Annotated in this window: 13 protein-coding genes and 2 tRNA genes; 9 read left to right on the forward strand and 6 right to left on the reverse strand. The window is 43.0% G+C overall.

The window, feature by feature from the left end; all coding sequences use genetic code 11:
- Positions 1 to 140: 140 nt before the first annotated feature.
- Positions 141 to 944: a DUF4198 domain-containing protein gene (locus GVX98_RS15490; RefSeq protein ID WP_159128574.1), complete on the forward strand. Its 804-nt coding sequence runs from the start codon at positions 141 to 143 to the stop codon at positions 942 to 944.
- 58 nt (positions 945 to 1,002) lie between these two features.
- Here the strand turns inward: GVX98_RS15490 and ettA are convergent, their stop codons facing one another.
- A complete protein-coding gene (gene ettA / locus GVX98_RS15495; RefSeq protein WP_004691537.1) occupies positions 1,003 to 2,664 on the reverse strand; it encodes an energy-dependent translational throttle protein EttA in 1,662 nt (553 codons plus the stop codon).
- 295 nt (positions 2,665 to 2,959) lie between these two features.
- Between ettA and GVX98_RS15500 the strand changes: the two genes are divergently transcribed.
- From GVX98_RS15500 to GVX98_RS15515, 4 genes are all read left to right on the forward strand, one after another.
- Complete coding sequence (locus GVX98_RS15500) at positions 2,960 to 4,237, forward strand: O-acetylhomoserine aminocarboxypropyltransferase/cysteine synthase family protein (protein WP_058951618.1); 1,278 nt, start codon at positions 2,960 to 2,962, stop codon at positions 4,235 to 4,237.
- A gap of 308 nt (positions 4,238 to 4,545) precedes the next feature.
- A complete protein-coding gene (locus GVX98_RS15505; RefSeq protein WP_159128575.1) occupies positions 4,546 to 5,433 on the forward strand; it encodes an SDR family NAD(P)-dependent oxidoreductase in 888 nt (295 codons plus the stop codon).
- Positions 5,434 to 5,564: 131 nt separating this feature from the next.
- Positions 5,565 to 5,888 carry a hypothetical protein gene (locus GVX98_RS15510; RefSeq protein WP_159128576.1) on the forward strand — a complete coding sequence of 108 codons (324 nt, stop codon included), beginning with the start codon at positions 5,565 to 5,567 and terminating at the stop codon, positions 5,886 to 5,888.
- Between the two features lie 95 nt (positions 5,889 to 5,983).
- A complete protein-coding gene (locus GVX98_RS15515) occupies positions 5,984 to 6,301 on the forward strand; it encodes a hypothetical protein (RefSeq protein WP_004691542.1) in 318 nt (105 codons plus the stop codon).
- Positions 6,302 to 6,358: 57 nt separating this feature from the next.
- Here GVX98_RS15515 and GVX98_RS15520 read toward each other — a convergent pair whose 3' ends face one another.
- Positions 6,359 to 8,710, reverse strand: a complete 2,352-nt coding sequence (locus GVX98_RS15520; protein WP_159128577.1) for a Tex family protein — start codon at positions 8,708 to 8,710, stop codon at positions 6,359 to 6,361.
- A 336-nt stretch (positions 8,711 to 9,046) separates the two neighbouring features.
- Between GVX98_RS15520 and ompR the strand changes: the two genes are divergently transcribed.
- The 4 genes from ompR (at position 9,047) to GVX98_RS15540 (ending at position 13,847) form a co-directional block, all read left to right on the forward strand.
- Positions 9,047 to 9,811, forward strand: coding sequence for a two-component system response regulator OmpR (gene ompR / locus GVX98_RS15525; RefSeq protein WP_004691545.1), 765 nt, complete (start codon positions 9,047 to 9,049; stop codon positions 9,809 to 9,811).
- 303 nt (positions 9,812 to 10,114) lie between these two features.
- Positions 10,115 to 11,575, forward strand: a complete 1,461-nt coding sequence (locus GVX98_RS15530) for an ATP-binding protein (protein WP_159128578.1) — start codon at positions 10,115 to 10,117, stop codon at positions 11,573 to 11,575.
- 206 nt (positions 11,576 to 11,781) lie between these two features.
- Complete coding sequence (locus GVX98_RS15535; protein WP_159128579.1) at positions 11,782 to 13,299, forward strand: acetyl-CoA hydrolase/transferase family protein; 1,518 nt, start codon at positions 11,782 to 11,784, stop codon at positions 13,297 to 13,299.
- Between the two features lie 128 nt (positions 13,300 to 13,427).
- Positions 13,428 to 13,847, forward strand: a complete 420-nt coding sequence (locus GVX98_RS15540) for a GNAT family acetyltransferase (protein ID WP_004691549.1) — start codon at positions 13,428 to 13,430, stop codon at positions 13,845 to 13,847.
- Positions 13,848 to 13,857: 10 nt separating this feature from the next.
- Here the strand turns inward: GVX98_RS15540 and GVX98_RS15545 are convergent, their stop codons facing one another.
- From GVX98_RS15545 to GVX98_RS15560, 4 genes are all read right to left on the reverse strand, one after another.
- Complete coding sequence (locus GVX98_RS15545; RefSeq protein WP_159128580.1) at positions 13,858 to 14,610, reverse strand: class I SAM-dependent methyltransferase; 753 nt, start codon at positions 14,608 to 14,610, stop codon at positions 13,858 to 13,860.
- Positions 14,611 to 14,752: 142 nt separating this feature from the next.
- Positions 14,753 to 14,828 (reverse strand) — tRNA-Phe (locus GVX98_RS15550).
- Between the two features lie 136 nt (positions 14,829 to 14,964).
- A tRNA-Phe gene (locus tag GVX98_RS15555) sits at positions 14,965 to 15,040 on the reverse strand.
- 185 nt (positions 15,041 to 15,225) lie between these two features.
- Positions 15,226 to 15,603, reverse strand: a complete 378-nt coding sequence (locus GVX98_RS15560; protein ID WP_004691552.1) for a GNAT family N-acetyltransferase — start codon at positions 15,601 to 15,603, stop codon at positions 15,226 to 15,228.
- Positions 15,604 to 15,672: the final 69 nt, after the last annotated feature.

Raw genomic sequence — 15,672 nt, forward strand, 5'->3', positions numbered from 1 at the left:
CTTAGAACCCGCATCCAAAAAGGGAGTCTATGCACTCCCTTTTATCTGCTCAAAGAATAAATAATAATTATTATCACCTGTTAGTTTTTCTCGATATAATCAAGAGTCTCATCTTACGAAATATTTTAGGCCTAGTCTCTATGAAAAACGCTCTACTCTGCACACTCTTATTCTGTTCAGTGGCTCAAGCCCATGAACCCTATGTCGCTCCACTGGCGTATCACACTGAAAATACCCAAGTCCCTGTATTGAGCGCCTATGCAGAACAAGCCTTTCATCCTGAATATGCCCTAAAAGATATTTCGTTCAGCGTTTTCCAACCAAACCAAACACAGACGACGATTCAAGCACAAAAGCACTTAGAATCTGCAACTACATTTGATCTTAAACTACCAGAAAAAGGCACCTATACCATTTTTGCCAAAACCTCATATCCAATTGAATATGTACAACATAATCGTCAATGGAAAATCTTTGCTGATGTCGCAGCAGATAAAGTCCCTGCCCTAAGCGAGCGTGACTATGTCATTCCGAGTGACTTTAAAGGCAAAGTACCAAGCAAGGTTTCGACGGTTCGCGAATGGAGCACTCAAAGCTATGTGAGCAAAGACAGCACCACACCTGTTGCTGTAACACCAGCCCCAATTCAAGTCAACTTCAAAACCCATCCAAATGAAATCACGGTGCAACAGCCGGTACAACTGCAAATTACTCAAGCAGGCAAAGCTCTTGCACACGCAGAACTCATGGTTCGCGCTCAAGGTGAGCTTGAGCAGCAAGCGAAAAGCACACCTGTCGACGCACAAGGCCATGCCACACTCACGTTTGCACAAGCTGGGCAATACCTGATTGAAGTGAGCGAAAAAGTCGATGCCAAAGCAAAACCTAAAAATCAGTATTACACCATTATCAGCTTACAAGTGAATGCCCCTAAAACGCCTTAAGCGACAATTAATAAGCATAAAAAACCAGCCCGAAGGCTGGTTTTTTTATGCAGGGAAATTAACCGCCAATTTTCTTGTATTTGGTACGTTTTTGAACCGCAGCATCACCTAAACGCGCTAAACGATAAGCTTCATACTCAGCATAGTTACCTTCGTAGAATTCAGGCTGTTCGTTCTCAAACGACAAGATGTGCGTTGCAATACGGTCAAGGAACCAACGGTCGTGCGACACCACCATTACCGTACCTGGGAATACAAGAATTGCATCCTCAAGCGCACGTAAGGTTTCGATATCCAAGTCGTTCGATGGCTCATCCAGTAAGATGACGTTTGCGCCCATTTGCAGGATTTTCGCCAGTTGTAAACGGTTACGCTCACCACCTGACAGCTCCCCTACACGCTTCTGCTGGTCTTGACCTTTAAAGTTAAAGCGACCGATATAAGCACGTGATGCAATTTCATAATCGCCAATTCTTAAGATATCCAAACCGCCAGAAACTTCTTCCCAAACGGTTTTATTGTTATCTAAGGTGTCACGAATCTGACCCACATACGCTACTTTAACCGACTCACCCAAAGTCACCGTACCTGTATCTGGCTGTTGTTCACCAGTCATCATACGGAACAGTGTGGTTTTACCCGCACCGTTTGGACCCACGATACCCACAATTGCTGTAGGCGGTACGGTAAAGCTTAGGTTTTCGTACAGTACGCGACCATCAAATGATTTGCTGATGCCTTCCACTTCTACGACTTTATTCCCTAGACGTGGGCCAGGTGGAATATAGATTTCAGAAGTTTCGTTACGCTGTTGGAATTCGCGTGAGTTAAGCTCTTCAAAACGCTCCATACGCGCTTTGTTTTTCTTTTGCTGACCTTTGGCATTTGAACGAACCCATTCAAGTTCTTTCTTCAATGCTTTAGCAAAAGATTCTTCTTGCTTGTTCTCTTGTTCTAGACGCGCATTCTTTTGCTCTAACCAAGAAGAATAGTTGCCTTGATATGGAATACCCATACCGCGGTCAAGCTCAAGAATCCATTCCGCTACGTTATCCAAGAAATAACGGTCGTGCGTAATCGCCACAATCGTGCCAGCAAAGTCTTTCAAGAAACGCTCTAACCAAGACACAGATTCTGCATCCAAGTGGTTCGTCGGTTCGTCTAGAAGCAACATGTCTGGCTTAGATAAAAGCAAACGACACAATGCAACACGACGACGCTCACCACCGGAAAGTAGTGTGACATCTGCATCCCAAGCTGGTAGGTTCAAGGCAGCTGCAGCTTGATCCATTTGGTTGCTCAGGTTATGCGCATCCCATGAATGGATAATCGCTTCAAGTTTTTCTTGCTCTTTTGCCAATGCATCAAAGTCTGCATCTTCTGCTGCATATTCAGCAAATACTTCGTCCAAACGCGCCAAAGCATCCAATGGTTCACGTAAACCATCTTCTACGTTTCCACGCACATCTTTATTTGGATCGAGTGGCGGCTCTTGTTCTAGGTAACCGATTTTGATACCCGGTTGCGCACGTGCTTCACCAGAGAAATCTTTGTCTACGCCCGCCATAATACGAAGCAAGGTCGATTTACCTGCACCGTTTAAACCAAGTACACCAATTTTTGCACCCGGGAAAAATGACAAAGAGATGTCTTTTAAGATTTCGCGCTTAGGCGGAACCATCTTAGACACTCGGTTCATCGTATAAATATATTGGGCCACGTAGGACTCCTCAATAGAAAAACCAAAAAATCGCAAGAAGCGAAAAAATATTTGCGGGCATTATACGATGAATACGTTGAAAAAATAAGGCATGAAACCGATCTTCAATGCAATGTTACAACTTTCAGTGCGGTTGTTTTTTAAACACCCTCTTTATCTCACTTTTCCGCAGACAAGTAGCTGCTCGCAGCTCATCTTTATGAATTTTTTAGATAAATATTCATTATTTTCACACTTTCACTCATATTCATTGATGGTAGACTGTGCAATATTTAACTCACGCAGATGAAGTCCCATGACCTATAAAGATGAAACTTTGGCTATCCATGCTGGTTATAGCCCCGAAGCCACCACCAAAGCAGTGGCCGTACCGATTTATCAAACTACGTCTTATGCCTTTGATAATACACAACATGGTGCAGATCTATTTGACCTAAAAGTTCAAGGCAATATTTATACCCGAATTATGAACCCGACCACTGCGGTGCTAGAACAACGTTTGGCTGCACTCGAAGGCGGTATTGGCGCGTTGGCCTTAGCCTCTGGCATGGCAGCCATTACTTACGCCATTCAAACCATTACCGAAGCAGGCGACAATATTGCTTCAGTATCGACCTTGTATGGTGGCACTTATAACCTGTTTGCCCACACTCTACCGAAACAAGGCATTGAAGTCCGTTTCTTTGATTATCAAGATCCAGAAGCCCTACGCGGTTTAATTGATGCAAAAACCAAGTTGGTCTTTGTTGAATCGATTGGCAATCCACTCGGCAACATCATTGACCTAGAAGCGATTGCCAAAATCGCGCATGAATATGGCGTGCCTGTGGTAGTCGATAACACGGTTGCAACGCCTGCGCTGCTGAAACCGTTTGAATATGGGGCAGATATTGTGGTGCATTCCTTGACCAAATATATTGGCGGGCATGGTAACTCAATTGGTGGAGCGATTGTCGATAGCGGTAAATTCCCTTGGGGCAAGTATCCTGAGCGCTTTAAAGTGCTGAATACGCCAGACCCAAGCTATCACGGCGTGAACTATGTCGAAGCTTTAGGCGAAGCGGCTTATATCGCACGTGCCCGCGTGGTGCCATTACGCAATACCGGCGCTGCGATTAGCCCTTTAAGCGTGTTCTTGATTCTACAAGGCTTAGAAACGTTAAATCTGCGTATGGAACGTCATACTGAAAATGCGCAGAAAGTCGCAGAATATTTACAAGCCCATCCCAAAGTGAAATGGGTCAACTATGCTGGCCTGAAAGATCACCCTCAGCATGGCTTGGCGCAAAAATATGTCAAAGGAAAACCTTCGGCAATTTTATCCTTTGGGGTACAAGATGGCCGTGAAGGTGGCACCCGCTTTATTGATGCTCTGCAACTCTTCACTCGCTTGGTCAATATTGGCGATGCCAAAAGTCTGGCCTGCCACCCCGCCACCACCACACATCGCCAACTGAATGAAGCGGAATTAAAGTCTGCTGGAGTAAGTCTTGATATGGTGCGTTTATCTGTAGGTATTGAACATATTGATGATTTGATTGCAGATTTAGAGCAGGCCTTGGCTCAAGTCTAAAAAACAGACTGCCAAACTTAAAACCTCAATCACATGATTGAGGTTTTTTATACGCTTGTCTTTTATATTTATAGCCCTTTCACTTCGCTTGAATTCGTGGTAAAAACAAGTCATTAGAACCAATGAAATAGAGTTTTTACTCTAAAATTATTTATTATTTCAATAACTTATGCCGTGATATTTTTAAGCAGTTTAGGTATTATACCGTGAAGGAAAGCCGCTACATTTCTTTGAAAATGCAGCCTTAATAATCGAATATAAAAACAGCCATAACCCTCAAATATTTGACTTAGATCAGGAATGATAACGTGAATTCAAGAATAGATAGACTTTTTAAAGAACGCGTAAATGGAAAAACCGTCTTAATTACAGGCGCTTCAAGTGGTATTGGTTTAACCGTTGCACACAAACTGGCTGACGCAGGAGCGCACGTCCTTCTAGTTTCGCGCACCAAAGAAACATTAGAAGAAGTTAAAGCAGAAATCGAAGCCAAAGGGGGTTCAGCTTCTGTTTTTCCATGTGACCTAAATGATTTAGACTCGATTGATGAAATCTCTAAGCAGATTTTAGCTTCAGTCGATCATATTGATATTTTAATTAATAACGCAGGTCGTTCGATCCGCCGTGCTGTACATGAGTCAGCGGAACGCTTCCACGACTTTGAACGTACCATGCAGCTCAACTACTTTGGTGCTGTACGTTTAGTCATGAACATCCTGCCACAAATGATGATTCGTCGTGATGGGCATATTATTAACATTAGCTCGATTGGCGTATTGGCAAATGCCACTCGTTTCTCAGCTTATGTGGCGTCTAAAGCGGCACTAGATGCATTCAGTCGCTGTCTTTCTGCCGAAGTGCATTCACATAAAATTGCGATTACTTCTGTTTATATGCCTTTGGTACGCACCCCGATGATTGCGCCAACAAAAATTTATAAATACGTTCCTACCCTTTCGCCTGAACAGGCAGCAGATCTGGTTGCTTATGCGATTGTGAAGCGTCCGAAGAAAGTGGCAACTAACTTAGGTCGTTTGGCATCGATCACTTATTCAATTGCACCAGACATCAACAATAAGCTCATGTCGATTGGTTATAACTTATTCCCAAGTTCTACTGCGTCGGTAGGTGAACCGCAAAAACTCAACTGGGTACAAAAAGCGTATGCACGCTTGTTCCCAGGTGAGCATTGGTAAGTTTTCTTACAATTTACCCAACCTTTGATCAAAGGTTGGGTAGCTAAATTTTTCGCAACTCTTTTATAGTTATTAATATTCGCTTAAGAAAAAAAGTCCACCATAAGAGCAACAATAAAAGGGGAAAAGAAATGCAGGCACTTTATTTATTCAAGCTTTTTTGCTTCATCTTTGCTGCAATCACTGCTTTTAATCTGTATACAGAACTTACCCTCTCTCATATTTCAATCTGGCAAGTGCTGATTCATGGCGGTTTGCTGATGATCTTGCTCGAATTTGGCTTTAAGAGCCAACGCGCACCGCAACAGCCTACCCCACTGACGAATGAAATACGCTCGCTAGAAACAGAAACTGGGCCAACCTCACAACCCTCGAGCATGTATTGCAATATTTTTTCAAAAATAGGTTTAGTCTCCATTTTTTCCAGCCTGATTGCACAAAGCCTAATCCGTTAAGGCACATACCCTTTTTTGTGGACACAATATAAAGACGACGCGCCCCTTCTGCTTTTTGTGTTATAAACAGCCGTCTTTTTTTATTTTGTGAATTTATGCGCGCTTTTACTTTCGTACTGCAATATGTGTGTATCGCTTTTGCGATTTATCTCTGCTACCGAGTAGGCAGTAGCCTGTATTTACAAGATTATGTGATGATGGATATCGTGGCCAATGTCGGGACGATTCTAATCTGTATCGATCTTGCTGTTTTCCTGTGGCATAGCCGTAGTACACAAGCCATAAGCCTCAAAGATTATGCCACTCGACTGGAACAACCCGCCCCAACTTTTGTCAAAGTTTGCCGAAAGCTTGGGCACTTTGGCATTATGCTGATTATCACCAGTTGGATCGTGCCCATCATCAACGGATAAAAGTAAACATAAAAAAAACCTCCCGATGAGGAGGTTTTTTTATTCAAATCTTAAAGATTATTTCGAACCTTTAATCCCTGCTTGAAGTAACAATGCACCTAAACCACCAATTTTATTTTCTTGAGGTTTAGCCGTTTGCGGCTTCTTGTTTGTTTGAGCACGCTCGCCTTGCAAACGTGCTTGTTGTGGACGTTTACCTTGTGGTTTACGTTCACTACGCTCTGTATTTTCACGACGTGGCTGACGTGGAGTTTTAGGCGCTTCAGCACCTTCAGGGCGCATCGACAAATTCACACGATTACGCTCAGCATCTACAGTGAGTACACGAACTTGTACAATTTGCCCTGGCTTCACCACTTTATGCGGATCTGCAACGAATTCATTCGCCAACTCTGAAATATGAACTAAACCATCTTGATGTACACCAACATCCACAAAAGCACCGAAGTTCGTCACATTGGTCACGACACCTTCAAGATGCATGCCTTCAGTCAGTTGCGCAACTTCGGTAATGTCTTCACGGAATTTTGCTGTACGGAACTCTGGACGCGGATCACGACCTGGTTTTTCCAGTTCAGACAGTACATCTTGAATGGTTGGTAAACCAAATTTCTCATCTGCAAATTCTTCAGCATTCACTTGGCGAATGATTTCCGAGTTACCAATGATATCCTTCACTGTCGTCGCTTTCGCTTCAACAATTTTACCCACCAGCGCATAAGACTCTGGGTGAACAGCAGAAGCATCCAGTGGCTCTGAACCATCTTGAATACGTAAGAAACCTGCCGCTTGTTCAAAAGTACGCTCGCCTAACCGCGGTACTTTTTTCAAATCTTGGCGGTTGTCGAAACGGCCATTTTCTTTACGAAAATCGACAATTTGCTGTGCAATCGACTTATTCAAACCTGCGATATAACCCAGAATAGCAGATGATGCAGTATTAACATCCACACCCACTGAGTTCACACAGTCTTCAACGACTGCTTCAAGGGTTTTCGCTAAACCAGTTTGGTTCACATCATGTTGGTACTGACCTACACCAATCGATTTTGGATCGATTTTCACCAGTTCAGCCAATGGGTCTTGTAAACGACGTGCAATCGACACTGCACCACGAATCGACACATCTAACTCTGGTAACTCCGCAGATGCCAATTCAGACGCTGAATAAACCGATGCACCCGCTTCTGATACAGAAACACGCGTCAATTTAAGATCGCTGTTTGCAGCCATCATTTCAGCCACAACGCTTTCTGTTTCACGGCTTGCTGTACCATTGCCAATGGCAATCAGGTCAACATTGAACTCGCGGCATAAACGGGCAAGTTCTGCAATTGAACCCGCTTTATCATCTTTGGGTGCAAATGGATAAATCGTGCTATGTGCAAGTACATCACCTGATGCATTCACCACAGCCAATTTCACCCCTGTGCGGATGCCAGGGTCCACACCTAAGGTTGTACGTGCGCCCGCAGGTGCAGACAACAACAAATGACGTAAGTTTTCAGCAAAAACATCCATGGCTTCAGATTCAGCTGCAAGACGTTTTTCGGTGAGCAACGAATGTTCGATACTTGGACGAACCTTGCCTAACCAGAACAATTTAGCCGTTTGTTTTAAATAGTCTTGACGTGCTTGCGGCTGTGCAGTTTCAAGGCTGTATTCTGTTTCAATACGCGCCAATGGTGCATCATCTTCGCCATCAACTTTTAAACCTAAAACATTTTCTTGACGACCACGTAACATAGCCAATAAGCGGTGTGACGGGACTTTATTTAAATTTTCAGAAAAGTCGAAGTAATCGCGGAATTTTTTGCCAACTTCTTTTTTCTCATCACTTGCCACTAAACTTTTTAAAGTGGCTGTTTTTGCAAACGTGGCCTTAAGTTCAGTGGTCAGTGCAATGTTCTGCGCCCAGTCATCAATTAGAATATGTTGAATCGCATCCAACTGACTTTCTAAATCTGGATAATCTTCATGGCTAAAGCCTGCCAATGCTTCAGCTGGATCAACCGCTTCTGCAAAGATTTTCTCTGCAATCGGGCCTAAGCCTGCTTCTTTGGCTTTAAATGATTTACTGGTCCGTTTTGGACGGTACGGTGCGTAAATTTCTTCTAAGGCATTTTTAGTTTCAGCAGCATTTACACGTGCCAATAAATCATCAGACAATTTGTCTTGTTCTTTTAATGATTCGATTACCTTGTCGCGACGTTCAAATAAGTCACGTAAATAAGCCAAACGTGTATCGAGCTGACGTAACTGCGCATCATCTAAGCCTTGCGTGACTTCTTTACGGTAACGCGCAATAAATGGAACGCTAGCACCTTCATCAATCAACTTGATGGCAGCCTCGATTTGATTTGGACGTACGGCAATTTCTTTTGCCAACTGCTGAACTAAGTCAGTCATCGTATGTGATCCCACAAGGATATGTACTAAAAGCCATGATTATAAAGACCAAGACTATAAAATCCACAACTGTTTTTATTAATTTAATGGCTTAAATGTGACATATTTCAGGCAAATTTCATAAATCCATCTCATTTTCAGTGTTAAATCTTATTTTTAGGTATTCTTTGCCATTTTTTTCTATGGGCTAAGATGTATACATTTGGTATCTATGTCTTGATTTTACCTGCAATATTTGTTGCTTTAGAGCATAGTAAAGACATACAAATGAGTCGTATACTCAAGACTATCCCGACTTTTGTTTACGATGACAATAAAGAATAAAGGAGCACTTCAATGAGTTTAGTTGTACCTGCTGAAAAAACAGATGCTGTACATAGCGACGCAGATCGCGTTGAACGCATTTTAGTGGTAGATGACGATGTGCGTTTACGTACGCTACTTCAACGCTTTTTAGAAGATAAAGGCTTTGTGGTGAAAACAGCGCATGACGCAACCCAAATGGATCGTCTCTTACAGCGCGAACTGTTTTCACTGATTGTGCTCGACTTCATGCTCCCTGTTGAAGATGGTTTAAGTATCTGCCGTCGTCTACGCCAATCCAATATTGATACGCCTATTATTATGCTCACCGCACGTGGCAGTGACTCAGACCGTATTGCAGGTCTAGAAGCGGGTGCAGATGACTATTTACCAAAACCATTTAATCCAAATGAGTTGTTAGCACGTATTCGCGCCGTACTGCGCCGCCAAGTCCGTGAAGTTCCAGGCGCACCAAGCCAACAAATGGAAGTGGTCAGCTTTGGGCCATGGTCACTTGATTTATCTACACGCACTCTAACGCGTGAAGGTCAAGTCGTAACCCTAACCACAGGTGAGTTTGCGGTACTCAAAGCCTTGGTACAACATCCGCGTGAACCTTTGACTCGCGACAAATTGATGAACCTTGCGCGTGGCCGTGAATGGGGTGCAATGGAACGTTCGATTGATGTTCAAGTATCGCGCCTACGTCGCCTTGTGGAAGAAAACCCTGCTCGTGCACGTTATATCCAAACGGTTTGGGGTGTGGGTTATGTGTTCGTTCCAGATGGCGCGGAATAATTCAAAACAGAAAAATACGGCTTCGGTCTTTTTAAGCTGAGTAGCAATAATCAGCACGACGGAGTCCTAAAATGAAGCTCAACTTTATCGATTAACCTGCGGTTCGCCTTACTTTTGTTTCGACAAAAGTAAGCAAAACCATTGTCATCTGCAAAACTCGGCATATTTCTGCATTTCAACATCATGCTCGCAGAAACTTTATAACATTCAGACCTCCTGCCTCGAACAATTGCAGATGACTTTTCGCGTATCGCATACCTGTCACCATTGAACTATGTCTCTTACATAGAAACAGGAAATCACGTGAAACTCGAACCCATCGACCCTCAAAAATTTACAGATTACGAAACGTATTCAGAACGGAAACGCACGCGTTGGGAACGCTTTTTAGATAAAATCAAGCCGCGCTCTGCTGCCATGCGTACCACCGTACTGGTACTCTTCATTGTGTTTTTCAGTTTATTTATGTCCTTGTGGTTCTTTTGGCGAACTCTATATCTTCCAGAAATCCAGCAACATGCTCGCTATCTTGCTGTTGAAATAGAAATTCTCAACAACCCCGATTTACGGATTTATCATCAAAATACTGAAGTCGATGTCGATGACTGGCTAAGAAGCCGCGTCGGGATTGAATACGTCACCGATCCCAAAGAATACCCCAATGTTAAAGATAAGGTGATTGCCGAGTTCTTTACCAACCAAATTGAAGCTAAGCTGGCCAAAGAATTAAAAGTCGAACATGCCACAGTATATTTCCAATTTAAACCTAGCCCGCGCATTTGGATTCAAACGCCTGAAATGAACGGCAACTGGGTACGGGAACCACTGAAAACCTATGCCAACTACAGCCCTGAGCTAATTTTCGGCTGGCTACTTGGCGTCCCCTTGATTGCAGCAGCCATTATTTTAACCTTGGTTCGTCAGCTCAATCGCCCACTGCGTCGTCTGCAAAATGCTGCCAACAGTTATAGTAAAACAGGCACAGCGCCTTATTTAGAGACTAATCACGGCCCTCAAGAAATTCGCGAGGTCAACCAAGCGTTTAATCACATGATTTACACCCTAGATCAGACTGAACGTGACCGTCGGATTATGTTGGCAGGGATTTCACATGACTTACGCACCCCTCTGACCCGTATTCGACTCAGTGCGGAAATGATGCCCGATGATGATTTTTTAAAAGAGGGACTGATTTATGACGTTGAAGATATGGACGCGATCTTAAATCAGTTCATTTCCTATATGCGTGACGGCTCGGATGAGGAAATCCAAGACACCGATTTAAATATGTTGTTACAAGAATTGGTGGTGCAATTCAAACCGCTAGATATTCGTTTTGAACCCGCTGAATTACCGATTATTCAGGCACGTAGTCTGTCTCTTAAACGCCTGATTGGTAACTTGATTAATAATTCAAAACGCTACGGTGCTGAGCCGATTGAACTTTCCGCAACAGTGGAAAATGAACATATTTTAATTAGCGTAGCAGACCATGGTGAAGGCATTCCTGATGATCAAATTGAAGAACTCATGCAACCTTTTGTACGTGGCAATGAAGCCAGAACAGTCCAAGGCAGTGGTTTAGGTCTCGCCATTGTGAAACGGATTGTCGACATTCACCAAGGTCAACTCAGCATTCATAATCGGGAACAAGGCGGACTTGAAGCAATTATTTCGCTGCCTCTTCATCACAATCAAGATGCTGAAATTTCCAGCAACAACCCACTCGAAAAATTAAAGCAAACCTTGGTTGAGCATTTTTAAACTTTGTACAATAGTTGATCAAACGATTTTGTTCAACTATTCAACAATTTAATTTTACCAAATATATTTCAACCACTTACAAATCATCAGAATCCCTTATACCCACATTTTTTCAAAAAATTAGACCTTAGCCTAACAGGTATGCACAATGTCGTTCTTGATCGGTACAATCGGTGCCAGATCCAGAATATTAACGAGAGTAAACCATGTCTTTAGATCGTATCCGTTTAGCTTCACTTCACGATAAAGTCATCAGTGCAGAAGAAGCGTCTGCTTTTATTGAAGATGGCATGACTGTAGGTATGAGTGGCTTCACTCGTGCTGGCGAAGCGAAAGCTGTACCCTTGGCATTGGTTAAACGTGCACACACAAATCCTTTAAAAATCACATTAATTACTGGTGCTTCTTTAGGTAATGACCTAGACAAGCAATTGACTGAAGCGGGTGTATTGGCACGTCGTTTACCGTTCCAAGTGGACAACACTTTACGTAAAGCCATCAACAATGGCGAAGTGATGTTCATTGACCAACACTTGTCTGAAACTGTTGAGCAAATGCGTAATCTTCAGTTGAAAAAGCCAGATGTAGCGATCATTGAAGCAGTTGCGATCACTGAAGATGGCGGCATCATTCCAACAACATCTGTAGGCAACTCAGCAAGCTTCGCAATTTTCGCAGAAAAAGTGATTGTTGAAATCAACACCAACTTAAGCCCTGCATTTGAAGGCTTACACGATATTTACATCCCAACTTACCGTCCAACACGTCAACCGATTCCATTGACTCAAGTGGATGAGCGTATTGGTACGCACGCGATCAATATTGATCCTGCAAAAATCGTGGGTATCGTCATCAACAACGACTTGCACGACTCTCCATCAACGGTAACTGCGCCAGATGATGAAACTCAAGGCATTGCAGACCACTTAATCACATTCTTTGAAAAAGAAGTAGCTGAAGAGCGTCTACCGAAGAACTTAGGCCCATTACAAGCAGGGATTGGCTCAATTGCCAATGCTGTACTTACAGGCCTTAAAGATTCAAACTTCGAAGACCTCGTCATGTACTCAGAAGTCCTACAAGACTGTACTTTCGAATTGATCGATGCAGGTAAAATGAAGTTTGCTTCAGGTTCATCAATTACCCTTTCTGCAAAATACGGCGAGAAAGTATTTAATAACCTTGAAGCGTACAAAGATAAATTGGTTTTACGTCCGCAAGAAATTTCGAACCACCCTGAATTGGTTCGTCGTTTAGGTATTATCGGCATCAATACTGCGCTTGAATTTGATATTTACGGTAACGTAAACTCAACTCACGTTTGCGGTACGAAAATGATGAATGGTATCGGTGGTTCAGGGGACTTCGCACGTAATGCGCACTTGGCGATCTTCGTAACCAAATCAATTGCGAAAGGTGGCGATATCTCTTCAATCGTACCGTTTGCGTCGCACATCGACCATGCTGAACACGATGTTGACATTCTTGTGACTGAACAAGGTTTGGCTGACCTGCGTGGTTTAGCACCGCGTGAACGTGCTCGTGCGATTATCGACAACTGTGCACACCCACTGTATCGTGATGCATTAAACGACTACTTCGATCGTTCATGTGCAAAAGGTGGTCATACACCTCACCTTCTACGTGAAGCGTTGTCTTGGCATTCTAACTTTGAAGAAACAGGCCACATGCTTCCTGTTCAAGCAGAAGCAAAATCTGCTTAATTTAAAGTTAAAAAAAAACGCCCTCTTGGGCGTTTTTTTATGTCTGATGAAAAGTGTAATAAAACACTTATCAAAATAAAAAAACTCAATTAATCTAAAGGCATCCAAAAAATAAAAATGCCAAGCTCATGTTCATTATTCGCCCCTATCTCGAAACAGATTTAGAAGACGTCATTGCACTTTGGGAGGTGTGCGACCTTACTCGCCCTTGGAACAACCCTGAAATTGATATTTTTAGAAAAACTGCGCAAAAAGATGGTTTATTTTTACTGGCCGTTAAAGATGAACAACTCATCGCCACATTGATGGGTGGTTATGATGGCCATCGCGGCTGGATTAATTATTTGGCAGTACATCCACACTTTCAACGCAATGGAGTCGCAACTGCACTCATACAGCAGCTCGAGAAGCGCCTGATTGCGTTAGGTTGCCCCAAACTACAACTGCTTGTACGTAAAGAAAACATCGACGTGCAAAGCTTCTATGAGCAGCTGGGCTATGAGGAAATCGAAGTCGTGTGCTTTGGTAAACGTCTGATTGCCGATTAAGCTCAGACACTCAATGCGCCGATACAGGCAGACGACCCAATCTTAAAAAAATTGGAAATTTAAGCGCAAAGACTTGGTTCGCATCATCATCCAACGCAAAGAATGCTTTGAACTCATATAAGGGGTCATCTGAATTTTTCGCTCGATAATGTTTCAGTGCAGACCATGTATTTAAATAATCCAACAATTGAGCAGCAGACCATTGAAATGACATCGACAATTCAGGTGTCGTTATTTCTTCAAAGGGAAAAGGAATGGTTTGATAGGCCTCGTCGATATAACGACGTTCGGCATCCCAATAGCCTTTCAAAGTCTTAAAATAAAGTCGCTCAATACAACCCTGTAACTCAGGTTGCTGCAGCTGAATTAAACCATAGCCAATGACCGCCAAAATGCCTTCAGGTCGTAAAGTCCGCAGCACCTCTGCATAAAAACCATCAAAATCAAACCAATGAATGGCTTGGGCCACTGTGATTAAATCAAAACTCTGCTCGGCAAAACTGGTGTGCTCTGCAGACTGAACTTGATAACTGACATTTTCACAATAAGGTGCATGTTGTAACTGATGAGCACTGATATCTGTCGCCACCACGGCATCAAAATGCGGCGCCAACAATTGAGTCAATTGCCCCGATCCTGCACCACAATCCCACGCAAATTGAGGAGTCGCCACATGTTTGAGTATTTCTTGCATCAAACCCGCTGGATAATTCGGACGTGCGAGTTGATAAAGCTGACTTCCCGATGAAAAAAGGTCTTTCATAAGCCATTCTCAGTCTTCTTTTAGACTCAAAATTAGCACATTTTCCATTAACTAAAGCATGATGTTCTCCAACACCTTATACAATTCTACTTTTCATGGGACAAAAAAAAGCCCCAAACATTGTTTGAGGCTTTTTTGAATATGGTGGCGAGACCCAGGATCGAACTGGGGACACACGGATTTTCAATCCGTTGCTCTACCTACTGAGCTATCACGCCGATGCCGTGTATTAAGCCGTATCTCGGATGAATAGTCAATAAAAATCATCACTTTTTTATTTGATCGGATAAATTTCAGACAAAAAAAATCCCTGATGGGATCAGGGATTGAAATCTTTAAATAAGATTTTGAATATGGTGGCGAGACCCAGGATCGAACTGGGGACACACGGATTTTCAATCCGTTGCTCTACCTACTGAGCTATCACGCCGATGTCGCGTATTAAACAGTTTAAGCGAAGCAGCGTCAAGTGCGTTTTCAAAAAAATCAGTTGAGTGTTTACTTTTACAGCAAACCCAGCACCCTTCGTACATTTTTTGAGTCATTATTTGCACTTAAAGCGCGTCACCATCACTATTCATGAAAAAAGCAGCCCAAAGACTGCTTTAAAAAAGCTTAAATTTTACCAATGTGCTCTAAGCAACGGTGAATCGCACCACAGCCCGGCTCAAACACTTTCACACCTTTGGCTTCTTCCATACGACAAACTTCTTCAACCAGCCGCTCCGCAACCCCTCGTCCACGGTTTGCAGGATGTACTACGATGTATTCTAAGGTTTTATTTTCACCCTGCCCACTACACCAAATGGCGCCAATGACTTTAGTATTAAATTCTGCGGTGTAAAGTAAGGTATACTGAGCTAGATTTTGCTCAAGTTGTTCTACGGCATCATGCCCATCGCCAAATTCAGGACTGGTGTCGTACAGTCGCTCTAGCTGGCTGCGCAACTCTTCTTTTTCCAGTGAAGTATAAGCGTGTACGGTAATAGGCATTGATAAACCCTCCTGAGCAATCTAATATGCGGTGACTTCGTTACGGCGAAACATTTTACATCAATTATT

Source organism: Acinetobacter sp. 8I-beige (genome assembly GCF_902505955.1).
Lineage (GTDB): Bacteria > Pseudomonadota > Gammaproteobacteria > Pseudomonadales > Moraxellaceae > Acinetobacter > Acinetobacter johnsonii.